Origin of the sequence: Luteibacter flocculans (genome assembly GCF_023612255.1) — a bacterium.
GTDB lineage: Bacteria > Pseudomonadota > Gammaproteobacteria > Xanthomonadales > Rhodanobacteraceae > Luteibacter > Luteibacter flocculans.
The window spans coordinates 2,378,312-2,399,648 of the sequence record NZ_CP063231.1 but is presented as its reverse complement, the minus strand read 5'-3'; the positions used below and the strand labels follow the sequence as shown (position 1 = coordinate 2,399,648).

General features: G+C 64.2%; 20 protein-coding genes, 1 tRNA gene and 1 pseudogene. 20 read left to right on the top strand and 2 right to left on the bottom strand.

Going from position 1 to position 21,337, the window contains the following annotated elements; all coding sequences use genetic code 11:
- Positions 1-35: 35 nt before the first annotated feature.
- The 3 genes from IM816_RS10210 (at position 36) to IM816_RS10200 (ending at position 5,494) form a co-directional block, all read left to right on the top strand.
- A complete protein-coding gene (locus IM816_RS10210) occupies positions 36-2,771 on the top strand; it encodes a DUF2339 domain-containing protein (RefSeq protein ID WP_250337995.1) in 2,736 nt (911 codons plus the stop codon).
- Positions 2,761-4,107: a DUF3999 family protein gene (locus IM816_RS10205; RefSeq protein WP_250337994.1), complete on the top strand. Its 1,347-nt coding sequence runs from the start codon at positions 2,761-2,763 to the stop codon at positions 4,105-4,107. Before IM816_RS10210 ends, IM816_RS10205 begins: the two co-directional genes overlap by 11 nt.
- Before the next feature lie 64 nt (positions 4,108-4,171).
- The gene (locus IM816_RS10200; protein ID WP_250337993.1) at positions 4,172-5,494 is read left to right on the top strand and encodes a replication-associated recombination protein A; all 1,323 of its coding nucleotides are present in this window, start codon (positions 4,172-4,174) and stop codon (positions 5,492-5,494) included.
- 153 nt (positions 5,495-5,647) lie between these two features.
- Here IM816_RS10200 and IM816_RS10195 read toward each other — a convergent pair whose 3' ends face one another.
- Together IM816_RS10195 and IM816_RS10190 are read right to left on the bottom strand one after the other, a co-directional pair.
- Positions 5,648-7,873 carry a CocE/NonD family hydrolase gene (locus IM816_RS10195; RefSeq protein ID WP_250337992.1) on the bottom strand — a complete coding sequence of 742 codons (2,226 nt, stop codon included), beginning with the start codon at positions 7,871-7,873 and terminating at the stop codon, positions 5,648-5,650.
- Positions 7,874-8,020: 147 nt separating this feature from the next.
- Positions 8,021-8,878, bottom strand: a complete 858-nt coding sequence (locus IM816_RS10190; RefSeq protein WP_250337991.1) for a LytR/AlgR family response regulator transcription factor — start codon at positions 8,876-8,878, stop codon at positions 8,021-8,023.
- Positions 8,879-9,504: 626 nt separating this feature from the next.
- On the opposite strand from IM816_RS10190, the gene IM816_RS10185 reads away from it, so the two are divergent.
- From IM816_RS10185 to IM816_RS10105, 17 genes and pseudogenes are all read left to right on the top strand, one after another.
- Positions 9,505-10,155 (top strand): response regulator, encoded by a 651-nt coding sequence (locus IM816_RS10185; protein ID WP_250340737.1) that lies wholly within the window; start codon positions 9,505-9,507, stop codon positions 10,153-10,155.
- A gap of 106 nt (positions 10,156-10,261) precedes the next feature.
- Positions 10,262-10,822 carry a glycoside hydrolase family 108 protein gene (locus IM816_RS10180; RefSeq protein ID WP_250337990.1) on the top strand — a complete coding sequence of 187 codons (561 nt, stop codon included), beginning with the start codon at positions 10,262-10,264 and terminating at the stop codon, positions 10,820-10,822.
- A 3-nt stretch (positions 10,823-10,825) separates the two neighbouring features.
- A complete protein-coding gene (locus tag IM816_RS10175) occupies positions 10,826-11,347 on the top strand; it encodes a DUF2589 domain-containing protein (RefSeq protein WP_072321174.1) in 522 nt (173 codons plus the stop codon).
- Positions 11,348-11,415: 68 nt separating this feature from the next.
- Positions 11,416-12,030: pseudogene (locus IM816_RS10170) on the top strand (DUF2589 domain-containing protein); the annotation flags it as partial.
- 149 nt (positions 12,031-12,179) lie between these two features.
- Positions 12,180-12,437, top strand: a complete 258-nt coding sequence (locus IM816_RS10165) for a hypothetical protein (RefSeq protein WP_072321173.1) — start codon at positions 12,180-12,182, stop codon at positions 12,435-12,437.
- Between the two features lie 3 nt (positions 12,438-12,440).
- Positions 12,441-12,881, top strand: a complete 441-nt coding sequence (locus IM816_RS10160) for a hypothetical protein (RefSeq protein ID WP_250337989.1) — start codon at positions 12,441-12,443, stop codon at positions 12,879-12,881.
- Complete coding sequence (locus tag IM816_RS10155; protein ID WP_072321171.1) at positions 12,881-13,060, top strand: hypothetical protein; 180 nt, start codon at positions 12,881-12,883, stop codon at positions 13,058-13,060. The genes IM816_RS10160 and IM816_RS10155 overlap by 1 nt, the downstream gene beginning before the upstream one ends.
- A 28-nt stretch (positions 13,061-13,088) precedes the next feature.
- Complete coding sequence (locus tag IM816_RS10150; RefSeq protein ID WP_250337988.1) at positions 13,089-13,484, top strand: hypothetical protein; 396 nt, start codon at positions 13,089-13,091, stop codon at positions 13,482-13,484.
- Between the two features lie 13 nt (positions 13,485-13,497).
- Complete coding sequence (locus IM816_RS10145; protein ID WP_250337987.1) at positions 13,498-13,824, top strand: hypothetical protein; 327 nt, start codon at positions 13,498-13,500, stop codon at positions 13,822-13,824.
- A complete protein-coding gene (locus tag IM816_RS10140) occupies positions 13,821-14,129 on the top strand; it encodes a hypothetical protein (protein ID WP_250337986.1) in 309 nt (102 codons plus the stop codon). Before IM816_RS10145 ends, IM816_RS10140 begins: the two co-directional genes overlap by 4 nt.
- Before the next feature lie 81 nt (positions 14,130-14,210).
- Complete coding sequence (locus IM816_RS10135) at positions 14,211-14,798, top strand: hypothetical protein (RefSeq protein ID WP_250337985.1); 588 nt, start codon at positions 14,211-14,213, stop codon at positions 14,796-14,798.
- Positions 14,799-14,897: 99 nt separating this feature from the next.
- Positions 14,898-16,313: a hypothetical protein gene (locus IM816_RS10130; protein WP_250337984.1), complete on the top strand. Its 1,416-nt coding sequence runs from the start codon at positions 14,898-14,900 to the stop codon at positions 16,311-16,313.
- Positions 16,314-16,413: 100 nt separating this feature from the next.
- On the top strand, positions 16,414-17,694 hold the full coding sequence (gene serS / locus IM816_RS10125) for a serine--tRNA ligase (RefSeq protein WP_250337983.1): 1,281 nt from the start codon (positions 16,414-16,416) through the stop codon (positions 17,692-17,694).
- A gap of 332 nt (positions 17,695-18,026) precedes the next feature.
- A tRNA-Ser gene (locus tag IM816_RS10120) sits at positions 18,027-18,116 on the top strand.
- 121 nt (positions 18,117-18,237) lie between these two features.
- Positions 18,238-19,104 (top strand): HEPN domain-containing protein, encoded by an 867-nt coding sequence (locus IM816_RS10115; protein WP_250337982.1) that lies wholly within the window; start codon positions 18,238-18,240, stop codon positions 19,102-19,104.
- Between the two features lie 51 nt (positions 19,105-19,155).
- On the top strand, positions 19,156-19,752 hold the full coding sequence (locus IM816_RS10110) for a hypothetical protein (protein ID WP_250337981.1): 597 nt from the start codon (positions 19,156-19,158) through the stop codon (positions 19,750-19,752).
- A gap of 1,231 nt (positions 19,753-20,983) precedes the next feature.
- The gene (locus IM816_RS10105; protein WP_250337980.1) at positions 20,984-21,334 is read left to right on the top strand and encodes a hypothetical protein; all 351 of its coding nucleotides are present in this window, start codon (positions 20,984-20,986) and stop codon (positions 21,332-21,334) included.
- The last annotated feature ends 3 nt before the right edge of the window (positions 21,335-21,337 follow it).

The following is a 21,337-nucleotide window of genomic DNA, read 5'->3' as shown; positions in this document are numbered from 1 at the left end:
TGCCGGGACATCGGATGTATTGGGGTTAGAAGGACATGTATCTGGTTTGGGGTATCGTCGGCGCGGTGATCGGCGCCTTCGTGGGGGAGGGCTTTGGCGGCGGCATCGCCGGCTTCGCCATCGGTTTCCTTTGGGGGCGCACCTCGCAGCTGCGCCGTGATCTCGACGACGCCCGCCGGGCGCTGGAGCGTCTTGAAACCGCGTCAGTCACGCCGCCAGCCGTCGACGTCGGACCGTCGCCTGCGGTGTCCACGGTGCAGCCGCCCACGCCGCCGCCCATGCCGGAAGCGCCGACGCCTTGGCCGGTGCCCGAGCAGGCCACGCGACCACGCGAAACGCTGGTGGAGGACGTGCGGCACGAGCCGGCGCCGCTGCCGTCCGCGCCGCGCGAACCCTTGCCACCGCCGAGGCCTGGGGGCCCCACGCTCGTCGAGCGACTGACCGCGTCCATCAAACGCTGGTTCACCGAGGGCAATGTACCGGTCAAGGTCGGCATGCTCGTGCTGTTTGCCGGCATCGCGGCGTTTTTGAAGTACGCCTCGGACAGCGGCCTGCTGCGCGTGCCCGTGTCGGTTCGCTTGAGCCTCGTTGCGCTCGCCGCCATCGCGGGCGTCGCGTTCGGCTGGCGACAGCGTGACCGGCGCCGTGCCTTCGCCCTGTCGCTGCAAGGTGGTGCGATCGGCGTGCTGGTGATGACGGTGTTTGCCGCGTATCGCCTCTATGGCGTGCTGCCTGCTGGCGCGACCTTCGCGCTGTTGATCGTGTTCGTCGGCGCGCTTGGCGTCCTCGCCGTGGTGCAGGACGCGCTGGCCCTTGCGGTGCTCGGCCTGGTGGCGGGCTTTGCGGCGCCGATCATTGCGTCCAGCGGTCACGGCAATCACGTGGCGCTGTTCTCCTATTACGCCGTGCTCAACCTGGGCATTCTCGGCATCGCCTGGAAGCGCGCGTGGCGCGTGCTCAACGTGCTGGGCTTCATCGCCACGTTCGGTGTCGGTACGGCCTGGGGCGTGCTCAGCTACAACCCGGCGTTGTTTGCCAGTACCGAGCCATTCCTGATCCTGCATTTCCTGCTCTATGTGGCCGTGCCCTGGCTGCATGTGCTGCGTTCGCCGCGGCGCGAGCGCGCGATCCTCGATGGCTGCCTCATGTTCGGCAACCCCATCGCCTGTCTGTTGTTGCAAGGCGCTTTGTTGGACTGGCAGCCAATGCCGCTGGCGATCTCGGCACTGGTCGCCGCGGCGATCTACGTGGCGATCGCGTTTGCCATTCGTCGTCGCGACGACATGACGCTGTTGCGCGAAACCTGGGCGGTGCTCGCGGTTGCTTTCGCCACGATCGCCGTGCCGCTGGCCTTGAGCGCGAGCGTGACGGCCAGCGTCTTCGCGCTCGAAGGCGCAGGGCTGATCTGGCTAGGCTTCCGCCAGGGACGTCGCCTCCCGCGCTGGTCGGGTGTCGGTCTGCAACTGGTCGCCGGTGCTGCCTGGGTACTCGCCACCGTGTTCCATTCGCACTACAACGACACGCCGTTCCTCAATGCGGTCTTCATCGGCAGCCTGCTTTTGGTCGTGGGTGCCGTTGCGGGCGTATGGCAGTTCGATCGCCACGGTGCGTCGCAAGGTGTGTCGAGCCTCGCGCGCATCGGTCTGCTGGTCTGGGCGGTGCTCTGGTGGATGGTGGCATTCGCCTATGAAATCGAGACCTTCGTCGTCGACGATCGCGTCGCCGCCGCATCCTGGCTCGCGCTGCTGAGCGTGACCGGATGCCTGCTTGCCTTGGCATGTCGCCGCGTGCGCAAGCTCGATCTTGGCGTGGTGCTCGCGTTTGGACTGCCGTTGGCGTTGCTCGCCGGCATCGCCGTTGTGCTGTCCGCGGCGAACGCGGGCATCCAGTGGTTGCTGGGTTGGCCGCTGCTGGCAGTGGCGATCAGCGCGGTGACGGGAGTCGTCGCGTTGCGCGCGGTGCAGGCGCATCGCGTTGCGGCCGTCGCGTCCGTCACGCTCTGGTGGCTGCATTGGCTCGCGGTGTTCACCACGGCGATTGCCCTTGCGATCGATCCGTCCTGGTCGTTGGGGCAGGGCTGGCAGATGCTGGCGTGCGCGTTGCCCACGCTGGTGCTGGCGGCGCTGGTGCTCTGGGGCGGACGTTGGCTCGCTATGTCGCTGGCCGACCGCGCCACGGACATCCGCTATGCGGTGGGCGCTTGCGCGACGCTCGCGATCATCATCGTGGGCCTGCACGCACTGAGTTCTGCAGGCAATCCGAAGCCCTTGCCATTCCTGCCTGTACTCAATCCGCTGGACCTGCTGCTGCTTGCCGTGTTGGCGTTTGCCGCACGTGCGATGTCTGATCGCCTGGTGCCGGACCGCGTTCGTACATGGCGGCCAGCCGTGCTTGCGGCGATGTTCTTCGTGATCGCCACAAGCATGACCCTGCGTGCGGTGCATCACCTGGGTGGCGTGCCGTGGAACGACTACATGCCGCGCTCGAGCCTGGCGGAGCTGTCGCTCACCGTGGTGTGGAGCGCGATCGGCGTAGTGGCGTGGGTGCTCGGCTCGCGGCGTGGACAGCGACTGCTGTGGCTGGCCGGTGCGGCCACCATGGCGCTGGTCCTGTTGAAACTGCTGCTCGTGGATCGCGGCCACCTGGGCAACCTGTTCGGCATCGCTTCCTTCATTGCCTATGGCCTGCTCTGCACGGTCATCGGTTATCTCGCTCCCGCGCCGCCACGGGTGGCTGCGAACGATCCCTCGGAGTCTCCGCATGCGTCGTGACTGGCGTCGTTGTCTCATGGCCGCTGGCCTGTTTGTGGCGGCGGCACGTGCGGAAGCACCACCGTCGTTCGCCGTCGCTTATCCCCTCGCGATCGAGCCCGGCGCCAAGGCCTACGTGCTGGAGCTGCCGCAGGACGCTTACGCATGGGCCACGCTCGATGCTGGCCTCGCGGACGTCGTCGTGGTCGATGGTCAGGGACGGCAGGTCACCGCAGGGCCGTACGTGGCCGCACCCCCGGGATGGCATCCGGTGACGCTCGACGCGCCGTTGCTGCCGGTACCGTCAACGGCCGATGGCATCGCCGGTCCGCGCATTCAGCGCAGTACCACCGGCGACATCATCATCGAGCCGGGGGCTGCGCCCGCCGACGGCGCACCGCATGAGTGGTTGATCGATGCGCGTCAGCCCGTGGCACCCGAGCGGCTGGAATTCGCGCCGTTTCCGCGCGAGGCGAGCCTCGGCATCGACATCGACTCGAGCCACAACCTGCAGGATTGGACGCCGCTGGTGCGCGATGCATCGGTGGTGATGCTCGGCAAGGGCGACGACGCGGTGGACGTGCGTGTCGTGAAGCTTGCCGGTAGCCCCGCACGCTACTACCGCGTGCGCGTGTCCCGCGGTGACGCGCCCTGGGGCACGAGCGCGACGACCGTAACCTTGTCGGGCAACGTCGAAGACGCGACGAGCAAGGATGTCGCGAAGCGTCGCTGGTTCGTCGTCGCGCCCACCGATACGCGGTCGAGCGGGCAGGGCGTCGATTACGACTATCGTCTTCCCGCGGCCCTGCCGGTGAGCGCGCTACGGGTGAAGCTCGGCAAGAGCGACAGCGTGGCCCGTTTCGACGCCATTGCCGTCGAAGGCGAAATGAGCGGCGAGCAGCTCGGCACGCTCGTCGTCACCCCCGGTGCCGACACCGAGGCGTCGCCGTCGCTGTCCGTGCCCGCCGCGCGACGTGACTTGCTGCGCCTGCATTCGGCGACGCCGCTGCGCGAAGCGCCGCAGCTTTCCGTCGGTTGGCGACCGGACCGCATTGTCTTTCTGCCCGAGGGACAGGGCCCTTACCGCCTGCTCGTCGGCAGCCGCTCGGCGCGGCGGCTGGCATGGCCCATCGCCGACGCCATGACCGCGTTGCGCACCGATGGCGGCCCGGCCTGGCGTCCCGCGCCTGCGATGGTAGGCGAGGCCAAGGAACTGGAGGGCCGGAAGGCCGTTGAGGGCACCACGCCGTTCGACTGGACGCGTCCGCTGCTCTGGATCGTGCTGCTGCTGGGCGCCGCCCTCGTGGCCGGCATGGCAGCCAGCCTGCTGCGCAAGCCACGCCCAGGCGCCGAATGAGCCGTTGAGGCCGCTTGCACGAAGAACGCGCGATAATGCGCGTTCTTCCGCTGTCTGCCTGCCCATGTCCTTTTCGTCCCCCGGCCTGTTCGCCGAACCCGATGACTTGAAGCCCCTTGCCGAGCGCATGCGTCCCCGCGCGCTCGACGAGATCGTGGGCCAGCAACGCGTGGTGGGCGAGGGCAAGCCGCTGCGCCGCGCGCTGGAGGCGGGCAAGGTGCATTCCATGATCCTGTGGGGGCCACCCGGCTGCGGCAAGACCACGCTCGCCCTGCTGGTGGCCCGTTACGCGGATGCGGACTTCCGCGCCATTTCCGCAGTGATGAGCGGGCTGCCCGACGTACGCAAGGCGCTTGCGGAAGCCGAAGGCAAGTTTGCACAAGGTCGGCGTACCGTCTTGTTCGTGGACGAGGTGCACCGCTTCAACAAGGCGCAGCAGGATGCGTTCCTGCCCCACATCGAACGCGGCGTCATCATCTTCGTCGGCGCTACCACCGAGAACCCGTCGTTTGAATTGAACTCGGCGTTGCTGTCGCGCTGCCGTGTGCACGTGCTCGATGCGGTGAGCGCCGACGACATCGTGGCGGCGTTGCATCGTGCGCTGGCTGACAAGGAGCGCGGCCTCGGCGAGTTGGGCCTGTCCGTGGACGAAGCATCGCTGAAGCTCATCGCCAGCGCCGCCGATGGCGACGTGCGCCGTGCGCTCACGTTGCTGGAAATCGCGGCGGAACTTGCCGAAAACGGACGCATTGACGACGCCACCCTCGAGCAGGTGCTGGCCGACCGCACACGTCGCTTCGACAAGAGCGGCGAGCAGTTCTACGACCAGATCTCGGCGCTGCACAAATCTGTGCGCTCGTCCGATCCCGATGCCGCGGTGTACTGGCTCACCCGCATGCTCGACGGTGGTTGCGATCCGCTCTACCTCGCGCGTCGCATGACCCGCATGGCGGTGGAAGACGTGGGCCTGGCCGAGCCGCGCGCGTGGCGCATGGCATTGGATGCGTGGGACACGTACGAGCGTCTCGGCAGTCCGGAAGGCGAACTGGGCCTCGCCCAACTCGCGATCTGGCTGGCTATCTCGCCGAAGAGCAACGCGGCGTACATGGCCTATAACAAGGCCCGCGCCACGGTGAAGCAAATGGGCAGCCTCGATGTGCCCATGCATCTGCGCAACGCACCGACCAAGCTCATGAAGGGTCTGGGTTACGGCACCGGTTACCAGTACGACCACGACGTGCAAGGCGGGGTGGCGCTGGACCAGCAATGTCTGCCCGACGAACTGGTGGGCATGACGTTCTACGAGCCCGTAGATCGGGGCCTCGAACTGAAGCTGAGCGAGAAGCTGGCGGCATTGCGTGCCGCGCGAGCCGCCGCACGCAAGTAAACGAGGCGCGTGCCTATCACGCCCGATCGGCGCGTGCGTTCGTTGTAGGAGCCGCCACGGCGGCGAGACCAAGTTGCGATGAGGCAAGGTTTTCCTCGCCGCCATGGCGGCTCCCACAGGCGGGCTGTGGCGATGATTTGCAGGCGACGCCGATCAGAATTCGAGGCTTCCCCGCATGCCGAGTTCGAAGTAGCTGCCGGCCAGCCAGCGAATCCGCAAGGGATCGCCCGCGTCGGCTATCGACTCGGTGCTCACGTCGCGGCCCGTGCCGTAGTTGATCTGGACCTGGGGAATCTTAGGTACGCCGACCACCGCCACGATGCGGCTTCCTGCGGGGAGCAAACGCGCGGTCACCGTCTGGCTCTGGAATGCGAGGGTGATCGGCTGGCCTGGCTGCAACGGGTGCCGGCGAGTGCGATCTTCCATGTAGCTCGCTCGGCCGAGATAAGAGGCCAGATCGAGATAGGTGCCGTCGGGCATCAACGCATAGAAGTTGACCGCCAGATCGAAGTCGCGCTTGTTGGTGACGATTTCAAATTGCCCATGAAACAAGCCATCGATCTCCAGTGCTTTCGTCAGCTTCGGTGTTTCGAACACCAGGGCATTGCGCGTGTCGGGCATGCCCCCTGGCGGACGGAAATCCGCATCGCTACGGTCGGCGAAATTCACCACGAGTTCGGGTGGAAGGGACTGCTTGTCCGGCGTGTCGTCGAACAACAACCGATCGGCTTCATGACGGCCAGTGAGATAGAGGCGCCGGTAGCTTGCGGCCATATCGGCGAGCGTGGACACGTGCCGCCAGGTGTTCGCGCCCATCACTTCGAAGTTGACCCGGTCGCTGAGCAGGTCGGGCAGCGGTGCGCCGCGGAACACGTGTTCGAACCACTTCAATCGCACGTCTTGTAGGTCGAGCAGCGCTGCCTTGTCGACGACGTAGCCATCGATCTCGGGCAGCACGCCGGTCTGCATGGCGATGTGATGGTAAGGGCCGATCAGCATCCGGTCGTCTGCCGTCGGACGATACTTGATGTGTTGCTCGAAGTAGTACAACGCCCCCACCATGCCGCCATCGTAGTAGCCGGTTTCGACGAAGACGGGGATGCCGATGTCGGCAAACTCGCGGCCATAGGGGATCAGGCGCTGCCAGTAGGCATCGTAGGACGGGTGTTGCAGCCAGGTATCGAAGATCGGGTTGGGCTTGCCGTCGATCTTGTCCAGGTCGCGATAGGGCTTGCCGCTGACGTACCAGTAGCGTTGGAGCGCGGCCCAATGCGCGCGATCGTTCATGGTGTCGCTATCGAGGCCCTTGGTGTTCGTTGTGTAGAACGGCCAGTAATAGATGAAGCTCTGGAACACGTTGCCTTGCATCGGCGTATCGATGCCCGGGGCGTTGGTGGCGTGGGTGGCAATCGCCTTTAGCGCCGGCGGATGATGCTTGGCGGCCGCCCATTGGGTGAAACCGTTGTAGCTGCCGCTGAACATGCCGACGCGACCGTCGCTCCACGGTTGGCGTGCCAGCCATGCGATCACCGTCGATGCGTCTTCGCCATCATGGACGTAGGGCACTACGGCACCGGGACTGCGCCCCTTGCCTCGTGTATAGGCGACCACGCCGGCATAGCCATGGGCGGCCATTTTCTTGGCGTCGTCCATGCTCCAACCGTCGTTGGCGTAGATCGTGAAATTCAGCAGGGCGGTCAGCTTGATCGATGGGGCGGAGCGCGAGCGCACGAGGAGCGCGGCGATCTTCGCGCCATCCGGTGTCGGGATGAGGATCTGGTCGTCGATCAGGAACCGGCGTTGCGTATCGGCCTCGAGCAGCGGCTTCAAGGCAGGCACCAGATACGTCCAGGTGGCGAGTCCCTGGCGAGCCGCAATCAGGTCCGCAGCGGAAGGACAATGCTCCAGTCGCATTCCGGCGCAGGCCTTCTCCTGCTCCGCCACATGGGCGCGCATGGCGTCGAGATCGACTTTGTACCAAGGGCCGATGTCCACAGCCTGCGTATCGGAAAGGGAACCATAGAGTTCGGAAAACGCGCGGCGCAAGGCTGCGGAGGCCTCGCTCCCGTTCGCCTCGTAGGCTTTTGCGCGCGCGTAGGTCTGCCAGGGCACGACCGAGGGAACCAGCCTGGGCTCGCTGGACCGATAGGCTGCGGTGAGGCGATCGAGGGTTGTCTCGGCATCGACATAGCGCTCGGCGGCGAGTTGCAGCCGATAGAGCACGATCAGCTCGGCTGGCTTCGAGGCCGAAACATGACGGGCGATAAGCGTCGCCGCGATGTCGGGCATCGTGGGCTCCCTGGACGGAGGCGTGCCGGCATGGGCACCGGAGGCGACGAGGCTCCAGGCAAGCAGGAGGGGCAGGGCAAGGACTTTCATGCGGTTCTTTCTCCGGATCATTCGGCCTATCTCGATTCGTCCTCGGCCGAGGGCCAGGACGGGGCGATGGTCGCGAGATACGGGAAGGAAAGGCCGGAAAATCGGCGAATGGACACGACGCCGCGGTGGACGGGAACGGCGCGATGGTCAGATGACGCGGTAGCGCAGCAGCTTCGCTCCTTCGCGGCTGGTCGAGATGGTCTGGCCGTTTTCCATGTGCAGCAGCAGACGCCCGCCGCCGGCCGGCTCGGCACGGGCAATGCGATGGGTGTTCACGATCCACGAGCGATGAACGCGTACATACTTCGCCGGATCGAGCGACCTGGCGAATTCCGTCAGCGTCACACGGACCAGATGCTTCTCGTTCTGCGTGCGCACCTCGGCGTAGTCGTCCGCACCGCCGATGCTCACCACCGTATCCATGTCGAGTGGCCGGAGCTCGTCGCCCATCCGGACGAAATAGCGGGAAAGACTGCTGTCGGCGCGCGCCCCGGGCTCCGCAGCAGGGGCATCCGGCGCAGTGGCTATCTCCTTCTCCGCCGCGATGGCAATGGGCGCAGCGTCTCCGGGCGGTTCACGGTGCAGCGCAACCTGCGCACGACCTTGGATCTGCAGGTACGACACGGCTGCGATCAAGGCATAGGTCGTCACGTTCTCCAGCGATTGCCAGGCAGCTCCGCTGAGGGAGAAGGGACGCACCACGAAGCCCTCGGGACCGGCACCGCTGAACAGGCCGAGCAGCACGATCAACAACAGGTACGAGAGCGCCGTGTACGCTGCGCACAGCACCAAGTGGACGACGAGTTGGGTTCCGGCTGGGCGTCCCACCAAACCCTGCGCGACGATGCGGCGCACGGCCACTCCGAAGATGACTACAGGAATCGTATTGGCAGCTCCGCCCAGCAGACAGCCGACAAGGTCGAAGCCCATGGCCAGTCGGATCGTGATCGTATAGGCCACGAAGACGCCAATAACAGCCAGGACATCGAAAGTGCGCTGCCTCATCCCCCGCCTGACCCTTGTTTCAGTGCCCAAAAAACCCGTCGTCTGAAGGCGGGATGGCTCGCATGCTGCCAATGGCGGCCAACGTCGTCTGCCATGTACCCATTCAGCGTCACATGACGCGGTCGCCATCCTACCCCAAGGCCGTAGAAGGGCGCGAAACCAAAACGCCATGCCGTGCGAGCCGCCGTCCCCACATAAGCGCGTCGTGCGATGCTTGCTCGGGCGATGCGTGACGGCCATCGCAGGCTCGGCACGCCGGGCTCTAAAAATCAGCATTTGGCCGATACGGCGGATGGGGTGGCGCAACGTAGTGTGGCGCTATCGACCATCGACGGGGGTGTGCCATGTCTCGTGTTGATTACCGCCATCAGACGCCGGGTATGCCCCGGCGCGAATTCGGCACTATGGACCTGACCCAGGTTCGCAAGGCCTTGCTCCTGCCTACCCGATAGCGACGGGACCGATACGCGACGGCGCCCAGGATCGCGCGCCGGACATCGTGCAGGGATGGCCGGCGGGGGAGCCAAACTGGGGGCCCACATGCATCGCAACGACCTTACCACCGCCCTCTGTGGCGGTGTTTTCGATTCTGTACCTCATACACGCGGACGGGAGCGCATCCCGTGATGCCCGTGACCGTGCTGCTTGCCGACGAGCACGCTTTGCTGCGCGAGGGTGTGGCTGCCTTGTTGGCGGCGCTGACGCGCTATGAAGTCATCGGCAGTACTGCCGACGGCCGCGAATGCGTGCGCAGCGCTTTGCGCTGCCAGCCCGGATTGATCGTGTTCGATTGCGCCATGCGCGGACTGAGCGGCCTGGAAGCGATACGTCGTATCGCCCCGCGCTGCCCGCAGACGCGCTTGCTTTGCCTTTCCGGTTACGAGGACGCCCGCTGGGTGCGTGCGGCCTTCGACGCGGGCGCGCATGGCTACGTACTCAAGCGCGACGGCTTCGGCGTGCTGCGCGAGGCGATCGATAGCGTCATGCGTCACCGCTATTTCATCAGCCCGGACATCGCGCATCTGCTGGTCGATGGCCTGCGACGTCACGACGGACCTGCGTTTGCGCCGAGAGAGGCGCTGAGTGCGCGCGAGCGCGAGATCACGCAATTGTTTGCGGAAGGCTTGAGCGCACGCGAGATCGCCGAACGTCTTCATGTCAGTGTGAAAACCGTCGGTACGCATCGCGAACACATCATGGCGAAGCTCGGCATCAACGGCATCGCGCAGCTGACGCGCTATGCGCTGCGGGAGGGCATCACCACGCTCGAACCGTGATCAGCGTGTGCATGCGCGGGAATCAGGATTTTCCCGATCCCGCGCGGGCTGGCCGAAACGGAAAGTAGCTCCACAGGCGCAACGCCGAACCAGGAGCACACGACCCATGGCCGACTTCAACAGCTTCTTTCCCACGCTGCTCAAGCACGAGGGCGGATACGTGAACGACCCCGTCGATCCGGGCGGCGCCACCAACAAAGGGGTGACGCTGGCGACCTTCCGCCAGTGTGCGCAGAGCCTGCTGGGCATCGAACCCAGCCTCGACAATCTGCGCGCGCTGACCGATGCGCAAGCAGGCACCATCTACAAGGCGCTGTACTGGGACAAGGTCCGCGGCGATCAGATCGCTTCGCAGCCGCTGGCGAACATCGTGTTCGATTTCCAGGTGAATGCCGGCGCCAATGCTTCGCGCCTGTTGCAGCGCGTGTTGAACACGCTCGGTGCATCGCCGCAGATCGCGGTGGACGGCGCGATCGGTGCGGGCACGCTTGCCGCGCTGGCGAAAGCGGACACCGTGGCCGTGTACGCGGCATACAAGCAAGGCCGCAAGGACTACTACACCAATCTGGTGAAGCAGCGTCCGCCGCTGGCGAAGTTCCTGAAGGGCTGGTTGGCGCGGGTGGATTCGTTCCCCGACCTCACCGCCGCTCCAGCGGGAGGGGCCTGAGCCATGGCCGCGCAGACCTCGCTGAACACGTTGATCGAAGCGATTGCCGGCGCCGTCGTCGACGCGCAGGACCGCATCGAGCAACACCAGATGTCCCACCTGAGCGACTTCTTCGACGAGGACAACCGTCCGAAGAGCGTGGTGATTCGCATGCCGTCCCTGCACCCGCAGGCGGAAGAAGGCGACGAAGACCTGTACCGCGCGCCGATCCTGCCGCTGGTCTCTACCAACGTGCTGCGCATCAAGGATGTGGAAATCACCTTCGACGCGGACATCGGCCCCCTGGTAGAAGGCGACCCCACCGCGGACGACCACCCGCCGCAACCCGGGTGGAAAGGCAACGCTCCTGCATCGCGGCCGCACCTGCGCGTGGACCCGACCTCGGGGGGTGGGGATCGGAAGTCCGGCGCCGTACACGTGGTGCTGCGCGTGGAAGGCAGCGAGCCCACCGATGGCGCAGCGCGCCTCATGAACCACCTCTCGCAGACGCAAGGGGTCTTCAAGACGTTCAAACCGGGCGACTGATCGGTCGACCGCGTTGAACCGCGGCGCGCATGTCGTGCGTCGCGTCAGATACCACAAGGAGTCACATCATGGCTGACGAACTCGTCAATCTATCCAGCCAGTTCAAGGGTCTGCCCATGGGCGACCTGATCGGATCGCCGCTCAGTGCCGCCTGCGAAGCGCAGGTGAAGCTGGCTCAGGCCACGGCGGATTTCATCAAGGTCATCGGCTTTCTGCCGCCGGCCGCGAACGATCCCAATGGCGTCGGCGCGACCCGTACCGCGCAGTTCCGCTTCAAGCGTCCCGTGGACGATCCGAACAAGGCGGGCGGCATCGCCGAGGAAGACGTCGAACTCGAAGTGCCGCTGCTTGCCATCGTGAAGGTGCCCAACCTCAGCGTGACCAAGGTGGACATCACGTTCGACATGGAAGTGAAGTCGTCCTTCAGCTCCGCCGAGAAGGAAGACAAGTCGGGCTCGTTCAGTGCCGAGATGTCCATCGGCTGGGGCATCTTCAAGGCCTCGGCGAAAGTGTCGGGTTCCGTTGCCACGCACAAGGAAAACACCCGTTCGTCGGACAACTCGGCGAAGTACCACGTAGAGGTGCACGCGGAGGACAGCGGCATGCCGGAAGGTCTCGCGCGTGTGATGGACATCCTGCAGACCGCATGCGCTCCGCGCAAGATCAGCGCGCCCGTGGCGGTGCAGGACACCACTGCGGGTGGCAATAGCGGTGGCAATACCGGTGGAAGCACGGGTGGCACGACCGGTGGCACCGGCAACCCTTGAGCAGTTCGTTCCAAGCGTGAATCGCGGCGTCGGCGTGGCGTCGCGGTTCCTTTCGGGAGATCACGATGTTCGACCTGAGCGACGTCAAGTTCGTCAAGCGCGTGGTGGTGGGTAGCGACGATCCGAACCACATGCAGAGCGAGGCGAAGATCGAGGAAGCACGCGCCTTGCTCAATCGCTGTTTCACGGAAACACCGAAGGGCACCATCATCGGTGTGGAGAAGAGTTTCACCGTGCTGCAGATCGGCGAGCACCAGATGGTGCTGCAGTGGCTCTGCTACCACGTGGGATTTCCGCGCAAGCCCGCCTGGCTGGAGGGCTAGACCATGGCGACATGTACCCTCGATCAATGGTTGTACGCGCTGCGCATTGCGGTCGAAGCCGCCAATGAGTCACTGCGACGTCGCCGCGCCATGCAGTACGCGGTGGGCGATGCGAGCGGACAAGCGTTGCACGTGGACGTGCCGCGTGATGCCTCTGCGGATTCCCCCTTGGACTCGGTGGTGATTCCGCTGCGCTGGTTTCGCGATCCGCACGTGCCTCAGGTGACCGAACTGTCAGTGGAGTTCTCCTGCCGTCTGCGCTACGAGCGCGGCCGAGGAGGAGAGGGTGGACTCATCATCGACCTGCATCCGCCGCGTCCGACGTGGTTTCGCCGCCGCTCATTGCATCGCATGCGCATTGCCTTCCGCGCCGCCGACGCGTGGGAGCCCAGTGTTTCGATCGACGAGCGTGTCGCGCTCATTCCGTGGCGGGGGAGGGCGTGATGCAGAAGCTATCCGGATTGCGCGTGCCGCCCGAGTGGGAGGCCGCTCTCATCGCCTGCCTCGATCAACCGCCACGACGCGCTCGCAGCCGGCGCTCGCTATGGCTCGGCATCGTGCTGCTCGCGTTCGTTCTCGCCGGTATCGCCGGCACCGTGGCATGGTTGGACCTGCGGGCCTGATCGCGCCATCTCACACCAGGAGACTGTCATGCATCGAACCACCGTAAAGACTTTTGCCCTCGCCGCGTTGCTCGGCCTGTTGCCGGCGCTGGCTTTCGCCGCCGCGCCACAAGGCGCCTGGCGCGGATCGATTCAACGCGGCACCGACAGCGTACCCGTGGAAGCGAGCTTCTCGACCAACGCAGTAGAGGTGCGTTTTCCCAGCACCTTCGCCTGCAAGGTAAAGGCCGACTATGTGCGGCCCGACGGCAAATCGCTCACGTATCGCTTCGGCCTGTCCATCAATGGCGGTGCGTTCTGCGACGGGCTCATGGGCAAGACGTTGACCGTGACCGCACCCGACGGCAGCAACACCGTGACGCTGGCCTTCAGTTCCTCGGGCGACTGGACCGGCGAACTGAGCAGGCAATCAACGAGCCCATAAGCGAGGTGCCGCCATGGACACGATGCTGCTCTTCACTCAGTTCTGGTTGCTGCTGGCAGCGGTAGGAGGGGCCGTGCTCCCGGTGGCGCTCGGCAACGAACCCTCGCGCAAGCGCGCCGTGGTCCAGGTGGTATGCGGGGCAATGCTGGCGATCTTTCTCGCCCCCGCACTCGAACAGCGCTTCATCCCCGGCGCGTCGGCGCAGATACAGGCCGGCGTGTCGTTTCTCATCGGTTGTTTCGGCCTGCGTGTGACCATGATCGTGCAGCGCCTGATCGACGACCGTGGCGAAGCGCTCGCCCAACGCGTGATCGATCGGATCGCAGGAGGCCGCCCATGAGCGACGGGCCGTTCTACATGTACGCCAACATCATTTGCAGCCTGGTGATGACGATCTGCGGCAGTTGGCTGCTCACCGACCGACGCCTGGGCCGGCTGCTGCGCGCATGCCACGCCTGCATCGTGGCCGGGGCGCTGGTGAATCTGCTGGGCATGTTTGCCGACCGCCTCGGCTTCCACGGCGTGAGCTACGGTCATGTGTGGCCGGGGGAGGTCGCCACCAATGCGGGCATCGCGGTGATCATGGCGACGCGCGTATGGCAGTCGCTCCGCGACACCACCGCAGAAAAGGCCGAAACGTCCTGATCGACAGCCCCTGCCGAAAGGCCGATATCGCTCGCCGCCGCGTGGTCGTACGCTCGGGCCACCGGACCAGGGAGACGGATCATGCGTATCGCCATAGCGGGTTTGATCGGCGGGTTGGTGATGTTCTTCTGGGGCGCGTTCGCGCACATGGTGCTGCCGCTGGGCGAGATGTCCATGCGCGCGCCGCTGGACGAGGACAAAGTGCTGACGGCCCTGCACGAGGGCCTGCCGCCCGAGCACGGCATCTACGTGCTGCCGCATTTCGACCCGGCCATGCACGGCGACGACACGAAGCTGGCGGCGTATTCGGCCAAGGCCACGGCGTCTCCGTATGCCTTCATCGTCTACACGCCCTACGGCAAGGATCCGCTGGCGATGGGCAACAACCTGTTCCACCAGTGGCTCTCCGACACCCTGGCCGCGCTCATCATGGCCCTGGTGATGATCCGCGCCGGCACCGGTGCCGTAAGGGGCCTCTGCATCGGCCTCGCCTTCGGCGTATTCACCTGGCTGGCACTGAGCGTGCCGTTCTGGAACTGGTACCGGTTCCCCGGGGCATTCACTATCGGCTATCTCATCGAACAGGCCTTCGGCTGGCTGCTGGCTGGCGCGGTCATGGGGTGGTGGCTGGGGCGGAAGACGGCGCCTTCGGTCAAACCGCTGGCATAAGCCATCCGTTATCTTCCTGGTCGGGGTGCGCACGCGAGCTGTGTCATCCCGGAGGGGCCGGCGCGCTGCCGGATCTATCAGACCAGGAGGGTTTCATCGATGTCTCATCGCATTGTCGCGGTCATCCTGACCGTGTTTCTTTCGCTGTTCGCGTTTCCCGCATCCGCGGATACCGTGGTCGGCGGCCATGGCGTGGTCTATTTCGCGTACGACCGAGGTAGTTATTCCTCGGAAATACCGACGTCGGACTCGAACAACTGGTACATACCCGCCCGCCAGTTCAAGACGCCCATTTCGCTGTACAACCTCAACCCGACGCTCGTCGACAGTCAGCTAGCGAACATGCGCGCTTCCGGCATGGACTATGTCGTTCTGCAATTCAATCTGGCGGAGCTCGCGCCCTGTATCGCCAGCGGGGCATGCAATAGCGGCTTTCCTGACGACTGGACGTGGGGATATCTCATCGATTCCAGTCTTGGAAAACCGCATCCGACCCACATGGACAATCTGCGCGCCATGCTGGTCAAGATCCGAGATCTAGGGTTCCGCAACGTGATCTTCCGCTTCAACGATGGCCGGGCGTCCGGCTGGGCATCGTGGAACGAGACCGAGTATTCCCACGCCTGGAATTACATCGTCAACGTTCACGTTACAGCCGACGAGCTACTGCGCGACAGCGCCACAGGGGCTATCTACGATCTCGGTGGAGAGGCGCCAGGCACGCCGTGCAACGCGGATGTGCCGAACTGCCCAGCCACGGCCTATCTCCAGCGTCTATGGTCGGATTACACCTTCGTCTTCGGTTCGGATGACACGGTGGGCTTCTCGGCCATCGCTGTTCCTGCGCGGGTGCAGGCCCAGTTCGCCGTCTACGGCAATCGTCCGCCGTCGCGCCATGCCTATACGGCGTATGGCAACGTCTATACGGGCCTGCAGGACATCTACAACAACATGCCGACCGCCGAGCGGTCGAAACCGGTGATGTTGATAGAGACGTATCAGAACGATCCGTTGACGGCGCTGCAGATTTCCGACTTCCTCGCCGCGCATCCGGACTTCCACCTCTTCGCCGTTACCGAATGGCCGGCTACGCGTGACCCGATCTGTAGCGGCTGCGACGGCAATGTGAGGGATTCGTCACTCGCGGCGTTGAACACGACCACCCAGTTGTCGCTCATGGGGCGCATCGTTGCTCACTTCTCGCAGGAGTCCGACCTTCCAAACCTGATGTCCTTCAGCGACGTCAACTGCGCGGCGACCACGAACCCGACCTGCACGGTGCAGGGCAACCTGACCTTCGCGCCGATCGACACCCGTCTTGCTTACCAGGTGTACATCACCACACCCGGGCAGCCGCGCAAGCTATGGACCTGCATGTCGGCTACCAATCCGGTGCTCGCAAGCTGGATCACCCGAAACCTCGAATACCAGTTCGCCTACTACCGCACGTCCGCCTGCTCGACCGATGTGAGCGGCCAGAAGCCAGACGCCACCACGCGTCTGTTCGTCCGTTAGGCCTCCGGGAAAGGAGAGGGCGCCCCCGCGGCGCCCTCCACCGACGCACGCCCCCGAATTTGCGATAATCCCCCGTTCGCCACCCACGGAAGCCAAGAAGATGCTGGATCCCGCCCTCCTGCGCGGCCGCCTCGCCGAAACGGCAGAGCGCCTTCGCGCCGCCCGGAACTTCGAACTCGACGTGAGCACGATCGAGCGCCTCGAATCCGAGCGCAAGGCGCTGTCCACCGAGACGCAGGAACTGCAGAACCTGCGCAATACCCGCTCCAAGGCCATCGGCCAGGCCAAGGCCAAGGGTGAGGACGTGGCGCCGCTGATGGCGGAAGTGGCTGGCATCGGCGACAAGCTGAAAGCCAACGAGCACGCGCTGGCCGAGGTGCAGGCCAAGCTGGCCGACATCGCGCTCGGCATCCCGAATCTGCCCGATGCGTCCGTGCCCATCGGCAAGGACGAGAACGACAACGCCGAGATTCTCCGCTGGGGCCATCCGCGTCCGTTCGACTTCCCGGTCAAGGACCATGTGGACCTCGGTGCACGGCATGGCTGGCTCGACGCCGAAGCGGGTTCGAAGCTGTCCGGCGCACGCTTTACGGTCCTGCGCGGCCAGCTCGCCCATCTGCATCGCGCGCTCGCGCAGTTCATGTTGGACATGCACACCACGCAGCACGGCTACCTCGAACACAACGTGCCGCTCATCGTGAATGCCGATGCGATGGAAGGCACGAGCCAACTGCCGAAGTTCGAGGAAGACCTGTTTGCCACGCAGGTGGGCGACACCCGGCGTTACCTGATTCCTACCGCCGAGGTGGCGCTGACCAACCTCGTGCGCGACAGCATCGTGGAAGCGGACGCGTTGCCCATGCGCATGACCGCGCACTCGATGTGCTTCCGCGCGGAAGCCGGCAGCTATGGCCGCGATACGCGCGGCATGATCCGCCAGCATCAGTTCGAGAAGGTCGAAATGGTGCAGATCGCCACGGCGGAGACCAGCTTCCAGCAGCTCGAGGAAATGGTCGGTCACGCCGAGGCCGTGCTGCAGGCGCTGAAACTGCCCTATCGCAAGGTGCAGCTCTGCACCGGCGACATGGGCTTTGCCGCTGCCAAGACCTACGACCTGGAGGTCTGGCTGCCCAGCCAGAACACCTATCGCGAGATCAGCAGCTGCTCCAACTGCACCGACTTCCAGGCCCGCCGCATGCAAGCCCGCTGGCGCAACCCGGCCACGGGCAAGCCGGAACTGGTCCACACCCTCAACGGCTCCGGCCTCGCCGTGGGCCGCACCCTGGTCGCGGTGATGGAGAACTTCCAGCAGCCCGACGGCTCCATCGAAGTCCCTGAGGTCCTGCGTCCGTACATGGCCGGCATCGAAGCCATCGCCTGAGGGCGAGGGCAGGGTACAATCACGCGCCGGGGGACCATCCCCGACGCGTGCGAGGCTGCAAACCGGCAAGGGTGCAATGCCCAGCCGGTGCAAAACACAACGGAGAGATGGCCGAGTGGTTTAAGGCAGCAGTCTTGAAAACTGCCGTAGGTGCAAGCCTACCGCGGGTTCGACAAGGCGGCGCAGCCGCCGCAGGACGCCCGGAGGGCGGTCCCGACCATCGGGAGGGATTCGTTGCGAAGCGGCGAACAATCCCACTCGGCGTCCGAGCCACCTTGTCGGTGATCGGAGCATGCGTTTAAATCAGGCGCGCAACGCGCCGAAGACAATACGGAGAGATGGCCGAGTGGTTTAAGGCAGCAGTCTTGAAAACTGCCGTAGGTGTAAGCCTACCGTGGGTTCGAATCCCACTCTCTCCGCCAAGTCTTCCCCCGTTCTGTGCTCGGGGCTGGGCGTGGAGCCATACGGCCTAAGCGCGCTTCGCGACCAGATGGCGCCGTATGCCGCAATTCCGACGTTACACGTGGAGAGCAAGAACACGTCATGAAATCCATGTGGACCAGTGCCGATCTACGTGCCCTCGACCTTGAATATGCCAAGGCGGGCGTGAAGCCCCACGCCCGGCCCCTAAGGGCTGCGGTCGAGTTGCTTGGCGGCGACTTCTCGATGGGCGTGTTTGCCAATCCCGAGGTTAAGAAAATCACCGAGGCCTATAGGGCGCTATTCCCCCATGTGGATGAGACCTGGCCGGGAATGGGGATTGGAGTGGTCGTATCGGGAGACCAAGCGCGAAAGGTGACATTGGGTGTGCCCATCGGATCGCCGACGGCGACGCCATGGCTGGCCGTGGGGTTCAAAGACGAAACCTCTTGGTGGTCGTGGTGCCAGGAGAACCCGCAGATCGCTGCGGGAACCGCTCTGGCCTTCGCTGACCTACACGACTTCGCTAATGGTGTGGAGGCGTTGGCCCCGTCCAACACTGGTGCCGCAGATCTCTGGCACATGGCGGCCTCGAACCTCTCCGACGTCGGCACGATCCTGCCTACGACGCCCAGCGTGGATAGTGTGCTGCAACCCATATGCCTCACCGCTGAGTTGTCGCTGAAAGGGGCATTGACTTACCTGGGCGAAAAATATGCCTTCAAACATCACCTTTCGGTGTTGTCGGTGGCTTTGGCAAAGGTGAAGCCTCATCGCGATGACGGTCTGATCGCCGAGGTTATTCAGCGGTTTCCGGATTACGTGGATAGTCGGTATAAGGCGGAGGGGGCGACGCGCTTCACTGTCGTCAGGCTTGCCCTGGCTGCCCAGTTCATCGCTGCATCCTCGGTCCGCCGGCTGGGTCCGGTGGATCTCGCGCACGCGATGGAGAGTGATAGTTGGCCCGGGAAGCGGCAGCAGTTCTTATAAATGCCAGTCTCAATTCCGCCAAGACCCTGGTCCACAACGGAGTGAATAAATATGTGCGAACCACGAGATAAGGAAATCCACCCTCCTCATCAAGCGTTCTATATCCAGAGCATGTTGTTCAACACGACCTCCGCCGTCCAGTCGCTCGGGCTGTTTAATGCGATGCTGGCCACCGCGCAGAAAAACAGTCCAGAAGACCCGTATGGGGCCCTTTACGGAACGCGCTTCCTTGCAGAACTGCAAAACATGATTGTCCACGCGGGGGCACTGTCGCGATACCTGTGGGCGGCCAACCCGAACCATCGTTGGCGCGGGGCTGAACTGCGAGGGGCTCTCCAAATCACGGACGAAAATCCGCTGCGAGATAGGGATCTTCGGAATTCCGTGGAGCACTTCGATGAGAAACTCGATGACTACCTTGCCGAAGACATTGTCGGCGAGATCTTTCCCGAGTACATAGGCCCGACACCGACGCCGAACGGCGTTCCGACACATATCTTTCGGGCTTACTACGTTGACACAGCAAGGTTCCAACTTCTAGACAAGATCTACGACATTGAGCCGATCGTTGCCGAGGTCGCACAGGTTCACTCGAAGTTGTTGAATATGGACAAGGCGGGCGGAATGTTCGGCCGAGGGCGAACGTAGCGACAGCCCATGATGTCGGGCCAAGGCACGTGGCGCGATGTAACGGCGGCGATCTTCTTCGAGGAGGAGGATTGTGAGCGATCCGATAACGAATGGCAGCGATCGCCAAGGTTTCTCCGAGTCGAACCCCGACGGTCGCGCGTTGATCTTCGATGCCCTTCGACACAATTCCTTTCCTCCTGTTTTTGCGGTGGTAGGAGCGGAGCGAGCACTGACGTCAACTTTGCGGTAGTGGCCCTTGCCACGTAAGGTAGTCAAAGCCCTTGTCGGTGACGATCACCGACCCCTGATCTACAACAATCAGCGCATGGGCCTCTAACGCCTGGATGACGGCTGCTCGTTCACCGGGCGATCCAACTTCGCGTCGTAATAACCAACCGTTGTCGGTTGTCCGTTGTGCTGTCGATCGAAGGGGCATCCGGTTCTCGGAAAAGCACGCCAGGATGATGAGGGACTGGCGGGCGTCACGGCCGTACGGCACTGTCAACTATGCTGACATCCTTGGTGTCGAGGCATCGCAGGTGAGCTATCACGGTACTGCCTACGTCGAATGCGGAAAAAGACGGTTGACCGTCCACGCGATGTACTTGATTGATGAGACCGGAGCGCGGAGCCGGGACTGACCCTTGGACTACTCGGTCACCGTTTCCCCAACCTTGACCATCGGGTTTCGTAACACCACCGGCTGTGGTTGACGTGGTAACCACGGGCAGCATCACCAGCGCTGTCCAGTAAGGAAGTTCGGTCCCACCGCCAGACAAGAAAACGCCCTTGTCAGTCGGCGCTGACCTTCACGGATTGGCCTGCCGTTATCCCGTCGATTCTTCAAACGTCGAGGCCACAATCCGGCCCACCGATGAGGGGCCTGGAGGCGTTGGGGGCAGGGCGGCAAAACCGTCTCTCACTATCTCCGTCAGAAATGCAAATAATCCTATGAAGCTAGGTGCTTTTTTGTTGATCACGATTTTTCGTCCCTACGAACGTCCCTACGTTGTATTCCGATTGCGACCGAACGGCTACGGACGAGCGTGTGTGTTAGGCGTTCGCCGCCTCGGCCCTGTAGGGCCGTCCGGGCAAGGGAAGGTATCGGTCTGTCCGCGCGACGCGCTCCTGCAAACGCCTGCACGGGATACGCGCAGCGCCGCGTAGGAAGGGCCGGACTGGCGGACGGCGCGCGATCGTTCGATACTGTGCCGGAGCGTCCCCCGGATGGGACGACAGGGGAACTGTCATGAAGATCCTCATGAGCATCGCGCTCGTGTGCGCGCTTGCCGGGTGCAGCACGTATCAGGCGCACAGTAACTTGCCGACGCCCTACGCGCCGACGAATGCGAGCCAGGTGCAGATTCTCTACTCGCCGCCGCAGCGCGCGTACACCTCCATCGGCATCGTCTCGGCTAAGCGTTACAAGCCCGGTTGGACTGACCCGACCGTCAGTGACGCGATTCCACAGCCACGAGCTGCCGGCGCGGAGATTGGCGCTGACGCGGTAATCGTGCGCGCTGATCGAAGCAACAATGACCGGCATGTCGTCGTTGAGGGCGAGGCGATCAAATTCGGCAATAACGTAGGTCGGCCGTAAGAT

Bases quoted from the DNA above. Each gene is read 5' to 3' on its own strand.
- IM816_RS10180 (WP_250337990.1), top strand. From the start codon at position 10,262: ATGGCCGACTTCAACAGCTTCTTTCCCACGCTGCTCAAGCACGAGGGC.
- IM816_RS10140 (WP_250337986.1), top strand. From the start codon at position 13,821: ATGAGCGACGGGCCGTTCTACATGTACGCCAACATCATTTGCAGCCTG.
- IM816_RS10160 (WP_250337989.1), top strand. From the start codon at position 12,441: ATGGCGACATGTACCCTCGATCAATGGTTGTACGCGCTGCGCATTGCG.
- IM816_RS10145 (WP_250337987.1), top strand. From the start codon at position 13,498: ATGGACACGATGCTGCTCTTCACTCAGTTCTGGTTGCTGCTGGCAGCG.
- IM816_RS10195 (WP_250337992.1), bottom strand. From the start codon at position 7,873: ATGAAAGTCCTTGCCCTGCCCCTCCTGCTTGCCTGGAGCCTCGTCGCC.
- IM816_RS10210 (WP_250337995.1), top strand. From the start codon at position 36: ATGTATCTGGTTTGGGGTATCGTCGGCGCGGTGATCGGCGCCTTCGTG.
- IM816_RS10190 (WP_250337991.1), bottom strand. From the start codon at position 8,878: ATGAGGCAGCGCACTTTCGATGTCCTGGCTGTTATTGGCGTCTTCGTG.
- IM816_RS10155 (WP_072321171.1), top strand. From the start codon at position 12,881: ATGCAGAAGCTATCCGGATTGCGCGTGCCGCCCGAGTGGGAGGCCGCT.
- IM816_RS10110 (WP_250337981.1), top strand. From the start codon at position 19,156: ATGTGCGAACCACGAGATAAGGAAATCCACCCTCCTCATCAAGCGTTC.
- serS (WP_250337983.1), top strand. From the start codon at position 16,414: ATGCTGGATCCCGCCCTCCTGCGCGGCCGCCTCGCCGAAACGGCAGAG.
- IM816_RS10130 (WP_250337984.1), top strand. From the start codon at position 14,898: ATGTCTCATCGCATTGTCGCGGTCATCCTGACCGTGTTTCTTTCGCTG.
- IM816_RS10175 (WP_072321174.1), top strand. From the start codon at position 10,826: ATGGCCGCGCAGACCTCGCTGAACACGTTGATCGAAGCGATTGCCGGC.
- IM816_RS10115 (WP_250337982.1), top strand. From the start codon at position 18,238: ATGAAATCCATGTGGACCAGTGCCGATCTACGTGCCCTCGACCTTGAA.
- IM816_RS10150 (WP_250337988.1), top strand. From the start codon at position 13,089: ATGCATCGAACCACCGTAAAGACTTTTGCCCTCGCCGCGTTGCTCGGC.
- IM816_RS10205 (WP_250337994.1), top strand. From the start codon at position 2,761: ATGCGTCGTGACTGGCGTCGTTGTCTCATGGCCGCTGGCCTGTTTGTG.
- IM816_RS10165 (WP_072321173.1), top strand. From the start codon at position 12,180: ATGTTCGACCTGAGCGACGTCAAGTTCGTCAAGCGCGTGGTGGTGGGT.
- IM816_RS10185 (WP_250340737.1), top strand. From the start codon at position 9,505: ATGCCCGTGACCGTGCTGCTTGCCGACGAGCACGCTTTGCTGCGCGAG.
- IM816_RS10105 (WP_250337980.1), top strand. From the start codon at position 20,984: ATGAAGATCCTCATGAGCATCGCGCTCGTGTGCGCGCTTGCCGGGTGC.
- IM816_RS10200 (WP_250337993.1), top strand. From the start codon at position 4,172: ATGTCCTTTTCGTCCCCCGGCCTGTTCGCCGAACCCGATGACTTGAAG.
- IM816_RS10135 (WP_250337985.1), top strand. From the start codon at position 14,211: ATGCGTATCGCCATAGCGGGTTTGATCGGCGGGTTGGTGATGTTCTTC.